Raw genomic sequence first — 18,772 nt, 5'->3', positions numbered from 1 at the left:
CCTGATGGCTCCCTTCGGATTTAGCTCTCGCTATGGACCTTTCGGCTGGCGCCGTGTTGGCCGCGTCACGGATTTCGTCGTGGCGCTCGGACTGCTGGGCTTCCTCGCGCTGGCTGGGGCGATCCTGCAGTACCGCCTCGGTCCGGCCCGGAGCCTCGTCGGGCCGGCGCAGGCGATCGATGGCGATTCGCTACGGCTCCTCGGCGAGGAGTTGAGGCTGGAGGGGATCGACGCTCCCGAATATCGCCAGAGTTGTACGGATAGAGCTGGCCGGCAGGTCGCCTGCGGACGCGAGGCGCGGCGTGCGCTGCAGGCCATACTGGCGGGCGGGATGGCGAGTTGCGAGATCGGCAAGATCGATCGCTACGGCCGTGGGCTTGCCCGATGCCGGATCGGCGAGGCGGACATCAATGCCCGCATGGTCCGCGATGGCCATGCGGTCTCCTACGGCGCCTACCGGGCCGAGGAGGAGGAGGCGCGGGCCGCCGGGCGCGGGCTTTGGGCGCTGCAGTTCGAGCGCCCTGAGGCCTGGCGCCGCGCCCATCCGCGCTGAACCCGCGCCATCCCGGCCGGATGCGGCATCGCTCGCCATGCTGGCGTCACGAAGCGGCAGCATGTGGTTGACCTTCCGGCGCGGGCCGTGATCCGGTGCGCCGGAGACGGAGAACATCTGATGAAGCTCTATGACGGTGGCCGGGCGCCGAATCCGCGACGGGTCCGCATCTTCTTCGCGGAGAAGGGCGTGTCGCTGCCGGAGCTGGTGCCGGTCGATATCGCGAAGAAGGAACATCGGAGCGAGGCCTTCACCAGGATCAACCCGGCGCAGCGTCTGCCGGTGCTCGAACTCGACGACGGCACCGCGCTCGCCGAGACCGTCGCGATCTGCCGCTACATCGAGGCCCTGCACCCGCAGCCGGCACTGTTCGGCCGGGATGCGAAGGAGCAGGCCATGATCGAGATGTGGAACCGGCGCGTCGAGCTCGGTCTGTTCGCCAGCGTCGCCGCCGTCTTCCGCCACAGCCATCCATCGATGGCGGCGCTCGAGGAGCAGGTCCCGGAATGGGCGGAGGCCAACCGCGACCAGATGGACGACCATCTCTGGCTGCTGGAACTGCAACTGGCCGGCAGCGCCTATATCTGCGGTGATGCGATGACCGTGGCCGATATCACCGCCGGTATCGCCATCGACTTCATGAAGCCGTCGCGCATTCCGCTATCCGAGGATTTCGTCCATATCCGCCGCTGGCATGGCGAGCTCTCGTCGCGCCCGAGCTGGAAGGCGTGATGCTTCGGTTTTTTCCGTTCCTGCTTGCTCTGCTGGTCCCGGTGGCTGCTGCGCAGGCGGCCGAACGCCTGAGCGGGGAGGCGATCGAGCGCGCCTTCCGGGGCAACACGGTGTCCGGGCGCTACACCAATGGCGGCTTCTTCACCGAGTATCACGACCCGGACGGGCGAGCGCTCGGGCACAATGGCTGGCAGCCCAACACCGATGCCTGCTGGATCACCAAGCCGGACCGCATCTGCTACTATTACGGCCCGCCGAGCGACCGCACGGTGCATTGCTTCACCGTCGAGATGAGCGGCGACCTTTATGTGCTGCGCAATACCGGCAACGGGATCGTCAATGCGCTGGCCAAGGTGGAGCTCGGCAATCCGCGTAATCACACCGATAACGGTACCCCCTGGTATTGCGACGGCCTGATCTCGCGCGCGCCGATGCCGCCGATGAGCCGGAAGCTGGCGCAACGCTGATGCCGCACTGTGCAGGCATCGCGGCTGTCGTCCTCGGGCTTCTTGCCACGGCCGAAGCCGGCGCGGCCGAGCGGCTGAATGGCGAGCAGATCCGGCGCCTCTTCGAAGGCAACACCGTCTCCGGGGTCTATACCGGCAGCAACCTGCCGTTCAGCGAGTATCATCACCCCGATGGGCGTGCGAGCGGTCACAATCGCGGCGTGCAAAACAAGGATGCCTGCTGGACTACGACGGAGGATGCCGTCTGCTACTACTATGGCCCGCAGGAGACGCGTCGGACCTACTGCTTCACCATCGAGGTCAGCGGCGATCTCTATGTCATCCGCAACCGCCCGAGCGGGCGCATCAACGGTCTTGCCCGGATCGAGAAGGGCGACCCGCACGACTATGCAGGGAAGCAGCCCGCTTGGGTCTGTGACGGACTGATCTCGCAGGCTCCCGGACCTTCCAGGCTGGCGAACCGATGAGCGAGGCGGAAACGCTCGACGAGGTGCTGGCGGAACTGCGCAGCTGCCGTATCTGCCGGGATGCACCGCTCTATCCGCCGCCGCTGCCGCACCAGCCGCGACCGGTGATCCAGGCCGCAGCGACGGCGCGGCTCTGCATCGCCGGGCAGGCGCCGGGCACGCGCGTCCATGCCAGCGGCCGCCCGTTCACCGATCCTTCCGGCGTGCGGCTGCGGAGCTGGCTCGGCATCGACGAGGCGGTCTTCTATGATGCCGCGAAGGTCGCGATCGTGCCGATGGGCCATTGCTTCCCGGGGCTCGACGCGAAGGGCGGGGATAAGCCGCCGCGCCGGGAATGCGCGCCGACCTGGCGCGGACGCGTCTTTGCGGCGCTGCCGCGCATCGAGCTCGTGCTTGCGATCGGGCGCTATGCCCAGGGCTGGCATCTCGGCGCCAGGGAGGCCGCCAATCTCTCGGCGACGGTTGCGAACTGGCGCGAGATCCTGGCCAGGCCGGTCCATCCGCGCGTGTTGCCCTTGCCGCACCCGTCCTGGCGCAACAATGCCTGGCTCAAGCGCAATCCCTGGTTCGAGGGAGAGCTGGTTCCGGTGCTTCAGGCGGAGGTCGCGCGGCTGTTGAAGCCGCCGGACTAGCTCAGTAGCGGAACGGCCCGGAATCCAGCCCGCGATCGACCCCGCCGCGAACGCTGAGGACCGAACGAACCGGCCCGATTGCGCTCTGCCCGCGGCTTTCGAGATAGACCATCCCGTCGGCGCGGCTACCGTAGCCGTTGCGCGAGCTCTTCCCGAATTCGGCGCGGACCGAGCCGCCGGCCCGGACGCAGAGCGAGGAGCCTTCGAGCTTGATGAAGCCGGCGCCATACTCCGGGCACGGGCGGGCGCCCTTGCCCGCGGCGGGGGCCGACTTGCTGAAGGATTCGCGAGGAGCGGCGCGCCCTGGCAAGGGCTCGCCGATCGACTGCGCTGCGGTTGCCGTCGCGAGGCAGGACAGGAGCAGGGCGAGTGCGGTGCGGGGCATGGCGATTTCCGAACTATGGTGCCTGCTAACCCTGAAGCAAGGCGCGGTCGTGGCATCCGACATCTTGATAGCATGGGGCGCATCGCCGGGGGAGTGGCGCAGCGCCCATGAAAAATCCCGGCTTGCGCCGGGGTAAGTATCGCTTACGCGAGACGCTCCGTTGGGTCAGAGCAGATTCGAAACGCGCGAGCGGATCAGGAAGTTTTCGTAGGCATATTCTGCGATCTGGAACCAGAGATATTCGCCGCAGCGGAAGGCCGCCATCGATTCGTAGATCGTCTTGAAGTCCGGGTTCTTGGCGCTGGTTTCGGCATAGACTTCCTTCGACGCCTTCAGGCAGGCTTCGAGGATCTCCTGCGAAAACGGGCGCAGCTGCTCGCCGGCGGCGACAAGGCGCTTGAGAGCGGCCGGATTGCGGGCGTCATACTTCGCCTGCATGTCAGTATTCGCCTGCGCGGCCGCCGTCGTGAGCAGTGACCTGTAGACCTTCGGCAGTTCGTTCCACTTCGCCGTGTTGATGAAGAAGTGGAGCGCGGCGCCCCCCTCCCATCAGCCGGGATAGTCGCAATACGGCGCGACCTTGTTGAAGCTGAGAGACCAGTCAAGAAAAAAGGCCCGGCAGGATGCCGGGCCTTGAAACAATCGCGTCTGGCCTTCGCCGGTCAGCGCGCGCGCGTGCGGACCTGGAAGACGTCGAAGCTGAGCTCCGCCACCTGCCACCAGAGATACTGGTCTGAACGGAACGCGGCCATCGTTTCGATCGCCTTCTTGAAGTCCGGGTTCTTCGCCGAAATTTCGGCGTAGAGCTCGTTCGAGGCCTTGAGGCTCGCTTCCAGCACGTCCTGCGGGAAGGGGCGCAGCTGCGTGCCTGCCGCCACCAGGCGCTTCAGCGCCGGCGGGTTCACGACGTCATAGCGCGCCGCCATCTGCGTGTTGGCATAGGTGCAGGCGGCGGTCAGCGCGGCCTGATAGGTCTTCGGCAGGGAGTTCCACTTCTCCAGGTTCACGAAGGCGTGGACGGTCGGTCCGCCCTCCCAGAAGCCCGGATAGTAGTAGTAGGGCGCGACCTTGGCGAAGCCGAGCTTCTCGTCGTCATAGGGGCCGACCCACTCCGCGCCGTCGATGGTGCCCTTTTCGAGCGCCGGGTAGATGTCACCGCCGCCGAGCTGCTGCGGCACGACGCCGAGCTTCTGCAGCACGGAGCCGGCGATGCCGCCGATGCGCATCTTGAGGCCCTGGAGATCGGCGGTCGACTTGATCTCCTTGCGGAACCAGCCGCCCATCTGCGCGCCGGTGTTGCCGCAGGGAAGGCCGTAGGCATTGAACTTCTTGTAGAATTCGTTGAACAGCTCGTTGCCGCCGTGCTGGAACAGCCAGGCGTTCTGCATGCGGGCGTTGAGGCCGAACGGGACCGAGGCGGGGACCGCGAAGGTCGGGTCCTTGCCGACATAGTAATACGAGACGGTGTGGCACATCTCGACGGTGTTGTTGGTGACGGCGTCGAGAGCCTGCAGGGCCGGGACGATTTCGCCGGCGGCGAAGACCTGGATCTGGAACTTGCCGTCGGTCAGCTCGGAGACCATCTTGGCCATGATCTCGGCGCCGGCATAGATCGTGTCGAGCGACTTCGGGAAGCTCGAGGCCAGACGCCACTTCACCTCGGGATTGGACTGCGCGACTGCCGGCATAGCAACGGCGGTGGCCGCGGCGCCAGCCGCCGCGGTCTGGATAAACTGACGACGCTTCATCTAGCGATTCTCCTCGGACATCTGGGGGTGCGAGCGTTTCGAAATCGGTTCTGTCGCTCGGCGTTCGAAAACGCGTTGTAGCGAATGGATTTTCGAAGTGCGAGGGATTTCATCGACGATTATTGCGACTTTCGGCTAGTTCCGAGGCATGTCTTGGCTCGCTCCTGCGGCGATGCTTAAAGCGGTCATGATCGAGACCGAAAACCTGCGCCTGCGCCGCCCGGAGATCGACGACCTCGACGCGATCCACGCCATGCGCAGCAACCCGGATGTCGTTCGCTACCTGGGCGGCCGGATGCTCAGCCGGGAGGAGGCCTGGCATCGGCTGACCCGCATCGCCGGCCATTGGGCTCTGCGCGGATACGGCATGTTCGTGGCGGTCGAGAAGCGCAGCGGCGCCTTTGTCGGCGAGATCGGTCTGTTCGACGGCTGCCGGGGGCTGTCTCCGGATTTCGACAATGCTCCGGAGGCCGGGTGGATTCTTGCCGCGCCGGCGCATGGCAAGGGCTATGCGACCGAGGCGGCGGCTGCTGCTCACTATTGGTTTGCCGCAACCCATGGCTCACGGCGCAGCGTCTGCATCATCGCGCCCGAGAACCTCGCCTCCCTACGCGTGGCACAAAAGCTCGGCTACAAGGGCTTCGGACAGGTCGAATATCAGGACCACCCGGTGCTGATGCTCGAACGCATTCCGGGCTGAGGAACGTCCGCAAGGAGACAGGCATGGATCAGGACAAGCTCGACCGGTTGCGGCAGCGCTATGCCGGCGCCAGCGGCGGCGACATTCACGATCCGCGATTCGCCAAGGTCGCGGCCGGCCAGTTCACCGGCGATCGGCGCAAATGGCCTTTCGCGGACGTCGCGACCTTCGTCGGTGCGCCATACCGCCCGGATGCGCTGGCCAAGCCCGATCTCGGCGGGCTCGACGTCGCGATCATCGGCGTGCCGATGGATCTGGGCGTGACCAACCGGGCCGGCGCCCGTCTCGGCCCGCGCGCCGTCCGCGCCATCGAGCGGATGGGGCCCATGGATCACGTGCTCGGCACGGCGCCCTTCACCATGATCAAGGCTGCCGATATCGGAGACGTGCCGTTCCGCTCGCGCTACTCGCTCGAAAGCTGCCACGAGGATATCGAGGCGACCTTTAGCAGCATCGTCGAGGCTGGTGTCTCGCCGCTCGCGGTTGGCGGCGATCACTCCATGACCTATTCGATCCTCAAGGCCGTCGGCGCAAAGCGCCCGGTCGGCATGGTGCATATCGACGCCCATTGCGACACCTCCGGCCCCTATGAGGGCTCGAAGTTCCATCATGGCGGACCGTTCCGCCAGGCCGTGCTCGACGGCGTGCTCGATCCCGAGCGCGTCATCCAGATCGGTATCCGCGGTGGTGCGGAATACCTGTGGGAGTTCTCCTACGAGTCCGGCATGACCGTGATCCACGCGAATGAGGTCGACGATCTCGGCCTTGATGCGGTTATCGCCAAGGCGCTGGCCGTGATCGGTGAAGGGCCGACCTACGTCTCCTTCGATGTCGATTCGCTCGACCCGGGTTTTGCGCCTGGAACCGGCACGCCGGAAGTCGGTGGCTTGACGCCGCGCGAGGCGCTGGCGATTTTGCGCGCGCTCAAGGGGCGCGACATCGTGGCGGCTGATGTCGTCGAGGTCGCGCCGCAATACGATGCGACCAGCAACACGGCGCAATGCGCGGCGCAGGTCCTCTTCACCGAGCTCTGCCTTCTGGCGGAGGCTCGCGCCGCAGGAAAAGGAAGACCATGACGAGGTTCGGTTCGATCGCACGGCTCGCCGCTCTGGGCGGGGCCTGCCTCTTGGGGTTCGCTGCTCGCGCCGAGGTGCCGCAGAACGGATCGGCCTATATGGACGCCGCCTTCGCCTCGGTGGAGACGATGATCAAGGCTTCGGAGGGCAGGCCGACCCTGCCGCGCCTGGCAGATCCCGTCGAAGGCAAGGTGCTGGCTGATGTCTGGGACGAGCCCGCCATTCTCGGGAAAAAGCCCTATACGGGGGCGGACATTCCGGCGCTGCTCAACATCGTCCAGAAGCAGACCCGGATCCTGCAGGCCTACACCCTGTTCTCGCCCGATCGGAAGCCGCCGGACACGGCCAGGAACGTCGTCGATTTCCAGGATGAGCTGACGCGGACCCATGCCTTCCTGCTGAAGGCCGTTGCCGCATCGCTCCAGGCGATCAACAATTTCGGCGCGCATCTGCAGGCCGACGAGAAGACCGAGGCTCGCTTTCAGGGCATCCGGCAGATGCGCCTCGGCCTGCAACAGATCGTGGCCGGAGCGTCGCTGGCGTTGCGCAATCCGGCGCTGAAGCCTGAGAATCAGCTTCTGATCGCGCGCAGCCTTTCCGAAAACGCGGCCGATATCGCCGCAGGCGTGGCGCCTGCGGATCGGCAGGCGATGATCGCGGCCCTGCAGGCGGCTCAGCCGGTTCTGAAGCCGGATGCGAAGAAGGCGGTCGGCGAATTCATCCAGACCGTTTCGGCGGCGCCCTGCGACGGGCTCTGCCGGCTCAACTGAGGTGATCGGCCGGTATCCCGGCCGTTCATCGGTGTCGTCAGCGCCGCGCCGCCAGCCAGATCACATGCCGCGCCCCGCCGCCCGTCCGGCGGGCGCGCGCCGTGATCTCCTCGGTAACGAAACCCGCGCTGCGCAGGCGCCGGGTGAAGCCGTGGTCCGGCCCCGATGACCAGACCGCCAGGATGCCGCCCGGCCGCAGCGCCTCCTTGGCGGCCTGCAGCCCTCCTGCAGCATAGAGCCGGTCATTGCCGGCGACTGTCAGCCCTTCCGGCCCATTGTCGACATCGAGCAGGATCGCGTCGTAGCGGCCCCTGGCGTTGGCGATGACGCCGGCCACGTCGGCAACGGTCAGCTGTGCGCGCGGATCGTCCAGGCAGCCGGCGAAGACCGCCGCCATCGGCCCGCGCGCCCAGTCGACGACGGCGGGGATCAGTTCGGCCACCTCGACCTCCGCATCCGGCGGCAGATGGGCGAGGGCGGCCCGCAATGTGAAGCCCATCCCAAGCCCGCCGATCAGCATTTTGATCCGGGAGCGCTCAGCCAGCCGCTCGCAGACCAGCTTGGCCAGCGCTTCTTCCGAGCCGTTGAGACGGCTGTTCATCAGCTCGTTGCTGCCCAGCATGATCGAGAATTCGCTGCCTCGCTGCTTCAGGCGCAGGTCTCCGCTGCCGTCGGGCAGGGGGGCGCTGTCGAGGACTGTCCAGGGAATCACGTTGCTCTCACCATTGTTGGAAGCGGTCTTATAGCCGCATCCCAGCGAATCATGCGGTGCGGATCGATATGTCCGTGACGCATGAGATATCGTCGTTTCTGCTGGTGTCTTGGCGTCCTGGGAATGGCTATTTCATGCTGCGGCGCAGCATTGTGCCGCCATCCCTTCGAAAGCCGACCATGAGCCTCGCCGCGCACGATCGCAGCCTGAACGCAGGCACGTCCGCCTTTCGCACGACCTCGGTCGGGCTGGTGCTGTTCGCGCTCGCCATGGGCGGTTTCGCGATCGGCACCACCGAATTCGCGGCGATGAGCCTGCTGCCCTATTTCTCGGCCGGCCTCGGCATTGACGAGCCCACCGCAGGGCACGTCATCAGCATCTATGCGCTCGGAGTCGTGGTCGGCGCGCCGCTGATCGCCGTGCTGGCCGCGCGGGTGCCGCGCCGCACGCTGCTGATTGGGCTGATGACCGTCTTCGCCATCGGCAACGGCCTGAGCGCGCTGGCGCCGAATTATTACTGGATGTTGGCCTTCCGCTTCCTGAGTGGCCTGCCGCACGGCGCCTATTTCGGCGTCGCGGCATTGGTCGCCGCCTCGCTCTCGCAGCCGAACCGCCGGGCGCAATCGGTGGCGCGGGTCATGCTTGGCCTGACGATCGCGACGATTCTCGGCGTTCCCGCCGCGAGCTGGATGGGGCAGGTGCTGGGCTGGCGCTCGGGCTTTGCCATCGTCGCAGGGCTGGCCCTGCTGACGGTCCTGCTGATCGCCCTCTACGCGCCGCGCGACAAGGTTCAGCCGGGCGCGAGCCCGCTGCGGGAGCTCGGAGCGCTGAAGCGCCGGCAGGTCTGGCTGACTCTCGCCACCGGCGCGATCGGCTTCGGCGGCCTCTTCGCGGTCTACGCCTATTTGGCCTCGACCCTGATGGCCGTGACCGGTGCTTCGCCCGCACTGGTGCCGGTCGTGCTCGCCGTTTTCGGGCTCGGGCTGACGTTCGGCACTCTCTTCGCCGGTTGGGCGGCGGACCGGGCGCTGGTTCCGGCAACTGCGGGACTTCTGCTGTGGAGTGCCTTCTGGCTCGCGGCTTTCCCCTTCGCTGCCGGTAACATCTGGGCGGTGTCGCTGGTCGTCTTCATGGTCGGCAGCGGCGGCGGTCTCGGCGCCATGCTGCAGACTCGCCTGATGGACGTTGCGGAGGATGCGCAGACGCTGGCCGCCGCGCTCAATCACAGCGCCTTCAACACCGCCAACGCGCTCGGCCCCTGGCTCGGCGGCATGGCGATCGCTGCCGGCTACGGCTGGACCTCGACCGGCTGGGTCGGTGCTGCGCTGGCTCTGGGCGGCCTCGCGATCTGGATCGTCGCGGTCATCGACGCCCGCCGCTAGGCGCGCGGCCCGGGCGGAGTTCCCGCGCCGGCCCGCCTTCGTCTTTGGCAGCATTGACGCCGTTGCCGGTGCTTTGCGCGTGGGCGGCTGCGAAAAGCTGCGTCGATCCCTCTTGCGGGTGGCACGAAACTGCGCCCAATCTGTCGCAACGGAGCCGGACCGGGGACAAGGGTAAATCCGGCGGTTCCGAAACTGCGGGAGGTTCCATGCAAGGTTTCGTTCGTTTCGTCGCCGCTGCGGCGCTGACGCTGGCTGGTGCGACAGGCGCTCTCGCCCAGGCCAAGGAGTGGAAGGAGATTCGGATCGGCACGGAAGGTGCCTATCCGCCCTACAACAACCTCAACGCCAAGAAGGAGCTCGAAGGCTTCGAGATCGATTACGGCAATCTGCTCTGCGAGAAGATGAAGGTGAAATGCACCTGGGTGGTGCAGGATTGGGACGGCATCATCCCGGCGCTGCTCGCCAACAAATACGACGTCATCTTCGCCGGCATGAACGCGACCGACGAGCGCAAGAAGCGGGTCGATTTCACCGCGGTCTACAGCAAGACGCCGATCTGGGCGATCGGGCCGAAGAGCACCAAGTCGGACGACATCTCGCCGGCGGCACTCAAGGGCAAGTCGGTCGGCACGCAGGGCTCGACCATCCACGCCAACTATCTCGAGAAGTTCTACAAGGATTCCGACATCCGCCTCTACCCGACGCAGGAAGAGGCCAATCTCGATCTGATCAACGGCCGCCTCGACTACATCGTCGCGGACGCGCTCGCGCTTTCCGATTTCCTGCGCGGCAAGGGCAAGGATTGCTGTCGCAAGATCGCCGAGGTGAAGCGCGACGATGCCATCCATGGCCCCGGCGTCGGCGGCGCAGTGCGCAAGTCGGACCCCGAGCTGAAGGAGAAGATCAGCAAGGCCATCGCCGAGACGATGGCCGACGGCTCGCACAAGAAGCTCGAGGACAAGTGGTTCAAGTACGACTGAGCCGGCCGTCCTGAACCGTTTCCGCCGGCCCGGCCGGGCCGGCGGGCATAAGCTTCTCCTGCTCCGGCATCTCCATGCTCGATAAATTCGCGCTGCTCGGCTTCGGCCCCGAAGGCTGGGGCTGGGCCCTGCTGCAGGGCGCCGCCGTCACGATCTCCATCGCGCTGGCAACGCTGCCTTTCGGACTTGCGCTGGGGCTCATCGTCGCGCTCGGCAAGCGCTCCGACAATGCGCTGTGGCGTGGTCTCGCCACGCTCTACACCACGATCTTCCGTGGCGTGCCCGAGTTGCTCACGCTCTACATCATCTATTTCGGCATCCAGATCCTGCTTCAGCAGCTCTGGCAGAGCCTCGGCCTGCCGGGTTCCTTCAGCATGCCGCCCTTCGTTGCGGGCATGGTCGCGCTCGGCGTCGTGCTCTCGGCTTTCTCCAGCGAGGTCTGGGTCGGCGCGCTGAACTCGATCCAGAAGGGCCAGCGCGAGGCGGCTGCGGCGCTCGGCCTTAGCAAGGCCCAGGCCTTCCGCCTCGTCGTGCTGCCGCAGCTCGTTCGGGTGGCGCTGCCCGGTCTCGGCAACAACTGGATGGTGCTGCTCAAGGAGACCTCGCTGGTCTCGGTCATCACCCTGCCGGACATCATGTTCATCACGACCCGCGCCAATGTCGTCACCAAGGAACCCTTCCTGTTCTTCGGCGCGGCGATGATGATCTACCTGATCTTCTCGCTCGTCTCCGCACGGACGATCGACGGGCTGGAACGGCGCGCCAATCGCGGCTTCGCCGCCTTCGGAGGCGCGACGCGATGAACTGGTGCGAATATCCCGGCTGGTTCTTCGGCAGCGAGGTCCTGCAGAACTACGGCTGCCGGATGGCGTCGGGCCTGTGGATCACCGTCGAGCTTGTCTTCTTCTCGGTGCTGCTCGGCTTCGTGATGGCGTTCGGGCTCGCCGTCGCAAGGCTTTACGGCACGCGTTGGGTAGCCCGGCTGGTCAGCGGTTACACCACCTTCTTCCGTGGTACGCCGCTGCTCTGCCAGCTCTTCCTCGTCTATTACGGCCTCGGCCAGTTTCGTCTGTTCTGGCAGGATATCGGGCTGTGGTGGTTCTTCCGCGACCCGTTCTACTGTGCGCTCCTCACCTTCACGATCAACACGGCGGCCTATCAGGCCGAGATCCTGCGCGGTGCCATCCAGTCGATCCCGCCCGGGCAGTTCGAGGGCGCGCTGTCGCTCGGCTTGCATCGCTGGGCGACACTGCGGCTCGTCGTGATGCCGCAGGCGATGATTCTCGCGCTGCGCCCGCTCGGCAACGAGCTGATCGTGATGATCAAGGCCAGCGCCATCGCCTCGCTGGTGACGCTGTTCGACCTGATGGGCGCGACGCGGCTCGCCTTCGCCCGCTCCTTCGACCTCTCGATCTATCTCTATGCGGCGCTGATCTATCTGGTGCTGGTCGAGATCATCCGGCGCGTCTGGGACCGGGTGGAGCTCAGACTCAGCCGGCATCTGGCTCTGCGCTGAGCCGGGTGTAGCCGACTCAGCCGGGCAGGGTGAGGACGACGGCGCCGCGCGGGGTCGCGACCACGGTATGCTCGTACTGGACGGTGGGCGCGCGAGGCTCGCTGTAGAGTGTCCAGCGATCGCCATCTTCTTGTTCCGCCCAGTCCGCACCCAGCGACAGGAACGGCTCGACGGTGAAGACGAGCCCGTTTGTCATGGTCCGGCGTTCCCGGCGGTCGGGCCAGGTCGCGATCTCGGTCGGCTCCTCATGGAGCGAGCGGCCGACGCCGTGGCTCGCCAGGTTGCGCACGAGCGTATAGCTGTTCTTGTCCGCGAAGCGCCCCACGGCCTGGCCGATGCCGGCGAGAGGCTTGCCGGCGCCGACCTGCCCGATGCCGGCCCAGAGTGCGCGCCGGCCGTCGCGGCACAGTCGCTCCAGCTTGGGCTTGACCGGCGGCACAGCGAAGGAAGCGCCGGTATCGGCGAAGAAGCCGTCCTTCTCCGCTGAGACGTCGATATTGACGAGGTCGCCCCCGAGAATGCGCCGTTCGCCTGGAATGCCGTGGGCGATCTCCTCGTTGACGCTGATGCAGGTCGCGCCGGGGAAGTCGTAGGCCAGTTCGGGGGCCGGGCGTGCGCCGTGCCGCTCGAGGAAATCGCGCCCGATGGCATCGAGCTCCGCCGTGGTCATGCCGGGCTCGAGCGCCTTGCCCATGGCGGCGAGCGCGCGGGCCACGATCCCGCCGATCTCCTTGAGCGCCTGCAGTTCGTCGTCGTTCGATATGGTCATGGACCCGAGCTAAGCTGCCGGCGTCCCGGCTGCAACGGAAAATGCCGCATGGGCCGCTGGCGCGCATCCTCCTTCCCGGCTCGGCAACGGCGCGCTAAAGCGTGTCAGTCTTCAAAAAGGAGCGGGAGCTGCTCATGGCCAAAGTCGCGTTCATCGGTCTCGGCGTGATGGGATATCCCATGGCGGGCCATCTCAAGGCCAAGGGCCATGACGTCACCGTCTACAACCGCAATCCGACGAAGGCTCAAGGATGGGTCGCCCAGCATGGCGGCGTCTCGGCGGCGACGCCGGCCGATGCGGCGAAAGGCCAGGAAATCGTCTTCGCCTGTGTCGGCAATGACGACGATCTGCGTTCGGTGACGACAGGCGAAAACGGCGCCTTCGCCGGGATGGAGAAGGGTGCGATCTTCGTCGATCACACCACGGCTTCCGCCAATGTCGCGCGCGAACTCGACGAGGCGGCCAAGCAAGGCGGCTTCGGCTTCGTCGACGCGCCCGTCTCCGGCGGACAGGCTGGCGCCGAGAACGGCGTGCTGACCGTGATGTGCGGTGGCGACCCGGAGGTCTATGCCCGCGCCGAGCCGGTCATCGCCAGCTTCGCCCGGATGTGCCGTCTGATGGGCCCGGCCGGCTCCGGCCAACTCACCAAGATGGTCAACCAGATCTGCATCGCTGGCCTCGTCCAGGGCCTGTCGGAGGGCGTGCATTTCGCCAAGCGCGCCGGGCTCGATGTCGAGACCATGCTGGAGGTGATCTCCAAGGGGGCCGCCGGCTCCTGGCAGATGGAGAACCGCGGCAAGACGATGAACCAGAACAAGTTCGACTTCGGCTTCGCCGTGGACTGGATGCGCAAGGACCTCGGTATCGTCCTCGACGAGGCCCGCCGCAATGGTGCGCAGCTGCCGGTTACCGCGCTCGTCGACCAGTTCTATGCCGAGGTGCAGAAAATGGGCGGCAATCGCTGGGATACCTCCAGCCTGATCGCCCGCCTGGAGCCGTAAAGCGGCGCTGCCCAACGAAATCCTGAGACGGGCCCTCGTGGCCCGTCGACCGTCAGGCGGGTCCTCTCGAAGGATTGGAGCGGCGGTCCAGCTTCAGCCTGGAATCCGGCCGCACGCGCTGCCTGTGCATGGTGTAGAGCCCGCTGCCGACAATCAGCCCGATGCCGAGAAAGGCGAAGAGATCGGGCACGTCGCCCCAGACGAGATAGCCCAGCAGTGTCGCGAAGACGATGATGGCGTAGCGGTACTGCGAGATGACGCCGACATCGGTGCGGCGGAACGCGCTGATGATGAAGAAGGTGCCGACCGTGACCAACACGGCAGCCAGGGCGACATAGACCGTCTCGAGCCGCCAGACCGGTAGCCATTGCTCGGTCAGGCCGTAACCGAGCGCGACGGTGCCGACGAGGACCGTCGTCGTGAGCGAAACGACTGTCGAGGGCACGTCGTCGCCGATGGTACGGGTCGCGAGATCGCGGCAGGCAACAAGCAGGGTGCTAAGCAGGGCGACGAGCGCTGCGGAATTGAAGGAAGCGGCGCCCGGCTTCACCACGAAGAGCACGCCGATGAAGCCGACGGTCAGCGCCAGCGTCCGTCGCCAGCCGACGCGTTCCATGCCGAATACGACCGCAAGCGCCACGATGAGCAGGGGCGAGGCCATGTTGATCGCGGTGATGTTGGCGAGCGGCAGCAGCCCGAGCGACCAGCCGAAAGTCAGCGCGCTGAAGGCCTCCAGAACCCCGCGCAGCAGCACGCGCGGCCGGAAGGCCATTGCGAGGCGGTCGCTCTCGCGGGCGAGGAAAACAAGCCCGAAACCGACGACGATCGCGAAAGCCGTCCTCAGCGCGATGGCTTGGCCGGCCGGGTAGGTTTCGCGCGCCAGCTTCATCAGCGTGTCGTTGACGACGAAGAGCGACATGGCCGCGAGCATGAAGATGATGCCGCGGCGATTTTCGGCTGCGCTGGCCAAAGGGGTATCCTGCTGGAAAGGCTCAGGCCGCGAAGCGGGAAAGCGAGAAGGGAGCGAGGTCGAAGGGTGAATGGCCGGTGGTCGACAGATCGGCGAGGATTTCGCCGATCGCGCTGGCGAATTTGAAGCCATGCCCCGAGCAGGCCGAAGCGAAGAGGGCCTGCGGCACCCCCGGCACCGTGTCGATGATGAAGTCCTCGTCCGGTGAGACGGTGTAGACGCAGCCTTTGACCGTCAAAGGCTCGCCCGCAGCATCGGGAAGATAGCGCGTGAGGCACTCCCGAATGAGCCTGACCTGATTCTCGCTCGGTGTCCGGTCCGGCTCGCGCGGATCCATCGGCTCGCGCCCGAAATGCGGGCCGCCCAGCTTGAAGCCGGGGTGCTCGTAAAGCGGGAAGCCGTAGAAACTGCCTTCCTCGACGGTGAGGATGAAGACGGGGAAGGCGCCTTCGCGGAAAAGCTCCGGCCGGCGCGTGGTGAACCAGCCGATCGCCTGCTTCACCGTGTTGACCCGCTGCGACAAGGCCGGCACCGCGTCGGCGATCCAGCCGCCCGAGGTGATTACGAGGCGGCCGGCGGAATAGGTCCCGCGCTCGGTACGCACGATCACGCCGCCCTGTGCGGTCGGCGTCCAGTCCAGGAGGGGCTCGTTGGTGCGGATGTCGGCGCCGTGCGACTGCGCCAGGCCGACATGGGCGTAGATCGCCTTCTCCGAGGCGACGAAGCCCCCATCCGGCTGCCACAGGCCGATATGCCCCGCCGGCAGCTGGAAGCCGGGAAAGCGACGCATCACCTCGGCGCCCTCCAGCACCTCATGGGCCAGCCCGTGGTCGAGGCAGGATTGCAGCGAGGACTCGACCGGTCCGCCGCCCTTCGGCGCGAGGTCGAGCGAGCCGGTGACATGGAGCAGCTTGAGCCCTGCCTGCCGGCCGGTCTCGGCCCACAGCTCATGCGCCCTGCGCACGATCGGGACGTAGTGCGAGCCCTCGAAATAGGCGAGCCGGATGATCCGGCTCAGGCCATGGGAGGAGCCCATGGCGTGGCCGAGGTCGAAACGCTCGAGCCCCAGAACCTTCAGGCCGCGCTGGGCGAGGTGCCAGCACGCCGCCGACCCCATGGCGCCGACCCCGGCGACAATGACGTCATAGCTGTGCTGGCTCATGGCTCGTGCCCGTCAGACGTGGAAGGCCAAGCCATACAGGCCCCCGGGATGACGGTCCAATGCTTCTGCGGCACACGAGCCGTGCAGGCGCCGAGGAAGCTTTTTGTTAACGCTCGCCACCCATAACCGGATGCAGGGCTGACCTTAGGTGAGACTGGGCTGGGGATGCAGGGCAGGATACGACGCTGGCTGAGCGCCCGAACTCCAGCGGGCAGCGAGGCTTTACCTGACCCGGTGACGGTCGAGCCAGCCGAGACGACCGCTCTGCAGATCGCCCCCCGCGACCTTTCCGTTCGCGACGCGGTGGATGACATCGAGCGCGATATCCTGTTCGCGATGAATCGGCTCACGAAGGAGTTGGGCGAGGTCGAGAAGCTGTCGGCCGATTCCGAAAGCGGTTCGCGCACCATTCTGGAGAGCGCCGGCAGCATGCGCATGGCCGTTGGCGCCGCAAGCGAGAACGCCTCGGTCCTGGCTGCGGCGACGCAGCAGGTTTCGCAGTCGGCCGAGCAGGTCGACAGCGCCATGGCGAGCGTCCGCGACCGGCTCGACGCCGCGGTCGCGCGCGCGGGCCAAGCCACCTTGATGCTCGATGGGCTGGCCGAGGCGACCGGCGAGATCCGCGGCATCGTCGATTCCATCGCAGAGATTGCCCGCCAGACCAATCTGCTGGCGCTCAACGCGGCAATCGAGGCGGCCCGCGCCGGCGAGGCCGGGCGCGGCTTCGGCGTCGTCGCCCATGAGGTGAAGACTCTCTCCATCGCGGTGAGCGAGGCCGTCGAGCATATCCGCAGCCGGGTCGATCGCCTCACCCACGCAGCGCAGAGTTCGACCGGCATCGTCAACGAGGCGCTGCAGATCGTGCGGGACGTCAATCCGCTTATGAGCACGATCAGCCAGGCCTCGCAGGAACAGGCGTTCTCGACGGCGGAGTTGTCGCGCAACGCCGTTGAGACCGCGCTTTTCGTCGAGGACGTCGCACTCCGTGCAAATGAAATCGACCGGATTGCCCATGCCACGGTCGCCGAAAGCGAAAGGGCCCGCCGCGCTTCGGAAAAGGGGAGCCGGCTGGTCGGTCGCATGCTCCGGCGCTTCAAGCCGGTGCTGAGGCATTCGGCTTTCGCCGATCGGCGGCGGTTCGATCGCTTCCCGACAGTCCGCCGCGCGCAACTGAAGCTCGGCGATATCGATCTCTCGAGCCGCATCGTCGATGTTGGCCGAGGCGGAGCCCTGCTCGCCGGTACCCAGGCCGTCCGCCTCGGCGGTGAGGCCGGCATGATCACGATCGACGGGCTGCCACCGATTCCCTGCCGCATGGCGGGGCAAAGCGAGCATGGATTGCACCTCGCCTTCGACCCCGATGCCGTCGCCGGCAGCGACGCGCTGGCGCAGATGATCGAGGACATCGAACGTTCCTATCGGCCGCTGATCGAGCGCGCCCAGGACTTTGCCCGGGAAGTGGCTGCGGCAATGGAAACCGCGATCGAGAAAGGACTGATAGCGGAGGAGGAACTGTTCGAGGCGAACTATGCGCCGGTTCCCGAGAGCGAGCCGCTCCAGTATCTGAGCCCGAGCCTGCCGGCTCTGGAAGTCGTCCTGCCGCCCTTGCTGGAAAGGACGCTCGCCAGCGACCCTCGCCTGGTCTTCGCCGTGCCGAGTGATCGCAATGGTTACGTGCCGGTGCATCATACGGGGACGTCGCAGCCGCAACGCAGCTACGATCCGGCGTGGAACGCGGTCCATGCCTGCAACAGGCGTATTCTCGATAGCCGCTCCGGAATCAGCGCGAGCCGCTCGGTGCGTCCGTTCATGGTCCAGCTCTGCCACCATGACTTCGGTAACGGGTGCAGCGAGGCTCTCAGCGAGATCAACGCGCCGTTGCGGGTGCGGGGGCGCCACTGGGGCGGTGTCCGGATGGCCTACAGGCTCTGACGCGCGCCGCGCGCAGTTCGAACGGGGCAGGCGGGTTGATTGAGATTACAGCCTGTCCCAGGTCACCGAGATGTTGAGCTTCTGAAAAGCCTGCTTCCACAGCGAAGCAGCCTGCTCCAGCCGGTTAGGGTCGTAGACGCCCTGGACCTGGTGGATGCTGAGAGACCACGTTTTCGCGCCCGAATCCTGCCAAACCTTGTCGAGCAGGCGCCGCAGCCGCTCCGGGTCGCGTGCGCCGGCGGCGTTGCCGAAGACGGTGAACTGGCCCGAGTTCTGCAGCATGTCCGAGACGAGGACGAGCGAGCGGTCGCCGTTCGGCACGCGGTTCTCGCGGCGCGAAACCACGTCGCCGATGGCCTCGACGATCGGCGACTGGTTGCCCTTCGCCGGCTGGGTCAGAACGGTCAGGGCATCGTCGAGCGGGCGGCCGAACTTCTCGACCCATTTGACGTATTCGCGGCGCGGATTGCCGATCAGCTCGCTTGCGGTCTTGCCGGGGTTGCACAGCGAGATCAGGGCCGGGAAGCCGGGCTCGAACACGTCGTTGAAGACGTAGATCGACAGCATGCGCTCGGCTGGCAGTTCGTCGCCGATTTGCTTGACCAGCTTCTTCAGCCGCCCGGCCTGCACCTCGCTCCATGGATCCGTCTTGTCGACGAGGATCAGCGTATGGCCGACGGGGCCGGTCTTAGGGCAGAGCGTTTCCTGGTCGCGCGGCGGCCCGCGCAGCAGGGAAGGGGCCGCGAAAAACCCGACGAGCGCGACGCCCGCGAGCAGGGAGGCGACGATGGCCAGGTTCTCGGTCTTCATGCCCAAGC

Annotated in this window: 21 protein-coding genes and 1 pseudogene; 14 read left to right on the top strand and 8 right to left on the bottom strand. The window is 66.5% G+C overall.

Annotated elements, in window-relative coordinates:
- Positions 1 to 79 precede the first annotated feature (79 nt).
- The 5 genes from AC1DIN_RS04980 to AC1DIN_RS04960 all read left to right on the top strand — a co-directional run bounded on the left by AC1DIN_RS04980 (position 80) and on the right by AC1DIN_RS04960 (position 2,851).
- Complete coding sequence (locus AC1DIN_RS04980) at positions 80 to 553, top strand: thermonuclease family protein (RefSeq protein WP_476808908.1); 474 nt, start codon at positions 80 to 82, stop codon at positions 551 to 553.
- 120 nt (positions 554 to 673) lie between these two features.
- Entirely contained in the window at positions 674 to 1,285 is a 612-nt protein-coding gene (locus AC1DIN_RS04975; protein WP_476808907.1) for a glutathione S-transferase family protein, read from the top strand.
- On the top strand, positions 1,285 to 1,752 hold the full coding sequence (locus tag AC1DIN_RS04970) for a hypothetical protein (RefSeq protein ID WP_441468554.1): 468 nt from the start codon (positions 1,285 to 1,287) through the stop codon (positions 1,750 to 1,752). Before AC1DIN_RS04975 ends, AC1DIN_RS04970 begins: the two co-directional genes overlap by 1 nt.
- Positions 1,752 to 2,219: a hypothetical protein gene (locus AC1DIN_RS04965; RefSeq protein WP_441468553.1), complete on the top strand. Its 468-nt coding sequence runs from the start codon at positions 1,752 to 1,754 to the stop codon at positions 2,217 to 2,219. The genes AC1DIN_RS04970 and AC1DIN_RS04965 overlap by 1 nt, the downstream gene beginning before the upstream one ends.
- Positions 2,216 to 2,851, top strand: a complete 636-nt coding sequence (locus AC1DIN_RS04960; RefSeq protein ID WP_476808906.1) for a uracil-DNA glycosylase family protein — start codon at positions 2,216 to 2,218, stop codon at positions 2,849 to 2,851. The genes AC1DIN_RS04965 and AC1DIN_RS04960 overlap by 4 nt, the downstream gene beginning before the upstream one ends.
- 1 nt (position 2,852) lies before the next feature.
- On the opposite strand, the gene AC1DIN_RS04955 is transcribed toward AC1DIN_RS04960, so the two are convergent.
- From AC1DIN_RS04955 to AC1DIN_RS04945, 3 genes and pseudogenes are all read right to left on the bottom strand, one after another.
- Positions 2,853 to 3,236 carry a hypothetical protein gene (locus tag AC1DIN_RS04955; protein WP_441468551.1) on the bottom strand — a complete coding sequence of 128 codons (384 nt, stop codon included), beginning with the start codon at positions 3,234 to 3,236 and terminating at the stop codon, positions 2,853 to 2,855.
- 165 nt (positions 3,237 to 3,401) lie between these two features.
- Positions 3,402 to 3,767, bottom strand: a pseudogene (locus tag AC1DIN_RS04950) (ABC transporter substrate-binding protein); the annotation flags it as partial.
- Positions 3,768 to 3,898: 131 nt separating this feature from the next.
- Complete coding sequence (locus AC1DIN_RS04945; protein ID WP_441468550.1) at positions 3,899 to 4,984, bottom strand: TRAP transporter substrate-binding protein; 1,086 nt, start codon at positions 4,982 to 4,984, stop codon at positions 3,899 to 3,901.
- A gap of 187 nt (positions 4,985 to 5,171) precedes the next feature.
- On the opposite strand from AC1DIN_RS04945, the gene AC1DIN_RS04940 reads away from it, so the two are divergent.
- From AC1DIN_RS04940 to AC1DIN_RS04930, 3 genes are read left to right on the top strand one after another with little or no spacing between them, the layout of a single operon-like run.
- Positions 5,172 to 5,684 carry a GNAT family N-acetyltransferase gene (locus AC1DIN_RS04940; RefSeq protein WP_476808905.1) on the top strand — a complete coding sequence of 171 codons (513 nt, stop codon included), beginning with the start codon at positions 5,172 to 5,174 and terminating at the stop codon, positions 5,682 to 5,684.
- A gap of 23 nt (positions 5,685 to 5,707) precedes the next feature.
- Positions 5,708 to 6,760 (top strand): agmatinase, encoded by a 1,053-nt coding sequence (gene speB, locus AC1DIN_RS04935; protein ID WP_476808904.1) that lies wholly within the window; start codon positions 5,708 to 5,710, stop codon positions 6,758 to 6,760.
- Positions 6,757 to 7,530 (top strand): hypothetical protein, encoded by a 774-nt coding sequence (locus AC1DIN_RS04930; protein WP_476808903.1) that lies wholly within the window; start codon positions 6,757 to 6,759, stop codon positions 7,528 to 7,530. Before speB ends, AC1DIN_RS04930 begins: the two co-directional genes overlap by 4 nt.
- Before the next feature lie 37 nt (positions 7,531 to 7,567).
- On the opposite strand, the gene AC1DIN_RS04925 is transcribed toward AC1DIN_RS04930, so the two are convergent.
- Positions 7,568 to 8,242, bottom strand: a complete 675-nt coding sequence (locus AC1DIN_RS04925; protein WP_476808902.1) for a spermidine synthase — start codon at positions 8,240 to 8,242, stop codon at positions 7,568 to 7,570.
- A 179-nt stretch (positions 8,243 to 8,421) separates the two neighbouring features.
- Here AC1DIN_RS04925 and AC1DIN_RS04920 point away from each other — a divergent pair, with 179 nt between their 5' ends.
- The 4 genes from AC1DIN_RS04920 (at position 8,422) to AC1DIN_RS04905 (ending at position 12,120) form a co-directional block, all read left to right on the top strand.
- Positions 8,422 to 9,624: an MFS transporter gene (locus AC1DIN_RS04920; protein WP_476808901.1), complete on the top strand. Its 1,203-nt coding sequence runs from the start codon at positions 8,422 to 8,424 to the stop codon at positions 9,622 to 9,624.
- A gap of 206 nt (positions 9,625 to 9,830) precedes the next feature.
- On the top strand, positions 9,831 to 10,604 hold the full coding sequence (locus AC1DIN_RS04915; protein ID WP_441468544.1) for a transporter substrate-binding domain-containing protein: 774 nt from the start codon (positions 9,831 to 9,833) through the stop codon (positions 10,602 to 10,604).
- Positions 10,605 to 10,678: 74 nt separating this feature from the next.
- Positions 10,679 to 11,407, top strand: a complete 729-nt coding sequence (locus tag AC1DIN_RS04910; protein WP_441468543.1) for an ABC transporter permease — start codon at positions 10,679 to 10,681, stop codon at positions 11,405 to 11,407.
- Positions 11,404 to 12,120 (top strand): ABC transporter permease, encoded by a 717-nt coding sequence (locus AC1DIN_RS04905; protein WP_476808900.1) that lies wholly within the window; start codon positions 11,404 to 11,406, stop codon positions 12,118 to 12,120. The genes AC1DIN_RS04910 and AC1DIN_RS04905 overlap by 4 nt, the downstream gene beginning before the upstream one ends.
- 16 nt (positions 12,121 to 12,136) lie before the next feature.
- On the opposite strand, the gene map is transcribed toward AC1DIN_RS04905, so the two are convergent.
- A complete protein-coding gene (map, locus tag AC1DIN_RS04900) occupies positions 12,137 to 12,889 on the bottom strand; it encodes a type I methionyl aminopeptidase (RefSeq protein WP_476808899.1) in 753 nt (250 codons plus the stop codon).
- Positions 12,890 to 13,023: 134 nt separating this feature from the next.
- Here map and AC1DIN_RS04895 point away from each other — a divergent pair, with 134 nt between their 5' ends.
- Positions 13,024 to 13,890: an NAD(P)-dependent oxidoreductase gene (locus tag AC1DIN_RS04895; protein ID WP_476808898.1), complete on the top strand. Its 867-nt coding sequence runs from the start codon at positions 13,024 to 13,026 to the stop codon at positions 13,888 to 13,890.
- Positions 13,891 to 13,942: 52 nt separating this feature from the next.
- Here the strand turns inward: AC1DIN_RS04895 and AC1DIN_RS04890 are convergent, their stop codons facing one another.
- The gene (locus AC1DIN_RS04890; protein ID WP_476808897.1) at positions 13,943 to 14,860 is read right to left on the bottom strand and encodes a DMT family transporter; all 918 of its coding nucleotides are present in this window, start codon (positions 14,858 to 14,860) and stop codon (positions 13,943 to 13,945) included.
- A gap of 22 nt (positions 14,861 to 14,882) precedes the next feature.
- The gene (gene solA, locus AC1DIN_RS04885; RefSeq protein WP_476808896.1) at positions 14,883 to 16,022 is read right to left on the bottom strand and encodes an N-methyl-L-tryptophan oxidase; all 1,140 of its coding nucleotides are present in this window, start codon (positions 16,020 to 16,022) and stop codon (positions 14,883 to 14,885) included.
- 234 nt (positions 16,023 to 16,256) lie between these two features.
- Between solA and AC1DIN_RS04880 the strand changes: the two genes are divergently transcribed.
- Positions 16,257 to 17,954 carry a methyl-accepting chemotaxis protein gene (locus tag AC1DIN_RS04880; protein WP_476808895.1) on the top strand — a complete coding sequence of 566 codons (1,698 nt, stop codon included), beginning with the start codon at positions 16,257 to 16,259 and terminating at the stop codon, positions 17,952 to 17,954.
- Between the two features lie 45 nt (positions 17,955 to 17,999).
- On the opposite strand, the gene AC1DIN_RS04875 is transcribed toward AC1DIN_RS04880, so the two are convergent.
- Entirely contained in the window at positions 18,000 to 18,764 is a 765-nt protein-coding gene (locus AC1DIN_RS04875; protein WP_441468536.1) for a hypothetical protein, read from the bottom strand.
- Positions 18,765 to 18,772: the final 8 nt, after the last annotated feature.

The organism is Allobosea sp. 05T438 (assembly GCF_056396025.1).
This window is presented reverse-complemented; position numbering and strand designations above follow the sequence as displayed.

Bases quoted from the DNA above. Each gene is read 5' to 3' on its own strand.
- AC1DIN_RS04955 (WP_441468551.1), bottom strand. From the start codon at position 3,236: ATGCCCCGCACCGCACTCGCCCTGCTCCTGTCCTGCCTCGCGACGGCA.
- AC1DIN_RS04930 (WP_476808903.1), top strand. From the start codon at position 6,757: ATGACGAGGTTCGGTTCGATCGCACGGCTCGCCGCTCTGGGCGGGGCC.
- AC1DIN_RS04970 (WP_441468554.1), top strand. From the start codon at position 1,285: ATGCTTCGGTTTTTTCCGTTCCTGCTTGCTCTGCTGGTCCCGGTGGCT.
- AC1DIN_RS04940 (WP_476808905.1), top strand. From the start codon at position 5,172: ATGATCGAGACCGAAAACCTGCGCCTGCGCCGCCCGGAGATCGACGAC.
- solA (WP_476808896.1), bottom strand. From the start codon at position 16,022: ATGAGCCAGCACAGCTATGACGTCATTGTCGCCGGGGTCGGCGCCATG.
- map (WP_476808899.1), bottom strand. From the start codon at position 12,889: ATGACCATATCGAACGACGACGAACTGCAGGCGCTCAAGGAGATCGGC.
- speB (WP_476808904.1), top strand. From the start codon at position 5,708: ATGGATCAGGACAAGCTCGACCGGTTGCGGCAGCGCTATGCCGGCGCC.
- AC1DIN_RS04895 (WP_476808898.1), top strand. From the start codon at position 13,024: ATGGCCAAAGTCGCGTTCATCGGTCTCGGCGTGATGGGATATCCCATG.
- AC1DIN_RS04910 (WP_441468543.1), top strand. From the start codon at position 10,679: ATGCTCGATAAATTCGCGCTGCTCGGCTTCGGCCCCGAAGGCTGGGGC.
- AC1DIN_RS04975 (WP_476808907.1), top strand. From the start codon at position 674: ATGAAGCTCTATGACGGTGGCCGGGCGCCGAATCCGCGACGGGTCCGC.
- AC1DIN_RS04875 (WP_441468536.1), bottom strand. From the start codon at position 18,764: ATGAAGACCGAGAACCTGGCCATCGTCGCCTCCCTGCTCGCGGGCGTC.
- AC1DIN_RS04905 (WP_476808900.1), top strand. From the start codon at position 11,404: ATGAACTGGTGCGAATATCCCGGCTGGTTCTTCGGCAGCGAGGTCCTG.
- AC1DIN_RS04915 (WP_441468544.1), top strand. From the start codon at position 9,831: ATGCAAGGTTTCGTTCGTTTCGTCGCCGCTGCGGCGCTGACGCTGGCT.
- AC1DIN_RS04965 (WP_441468553.1), top strand. From the start codon at position 1,752: ATGCCGCACTGTGCAGGCATCGCGGCTGTCGTCCTCGGGCTTCTTGCC.
- AC1DIN_RS04960 (WP_476808906.1), top strand. From the start codon at position 2,216: ATGAGCGAGGCGGAAACGCTCGACGAGGTGCTGGCGGAACTGCGCAGC.
- AC1DIN_RS04945 (WP_441468550.1), bottom strand. From the start codon at position 4,984: ATGAAGCGTCGTCAGTTTATCCAGACCGCGGCGGCTGGCGCCGCGGCC.
- AC1DIN_RS04920 (WP_476808901.1), top strand. From the start codon at position 8,422: ATGAGCCTCGCCGCGCACGATCGCAGCCTGAACGCAGGCACGTCCGCC.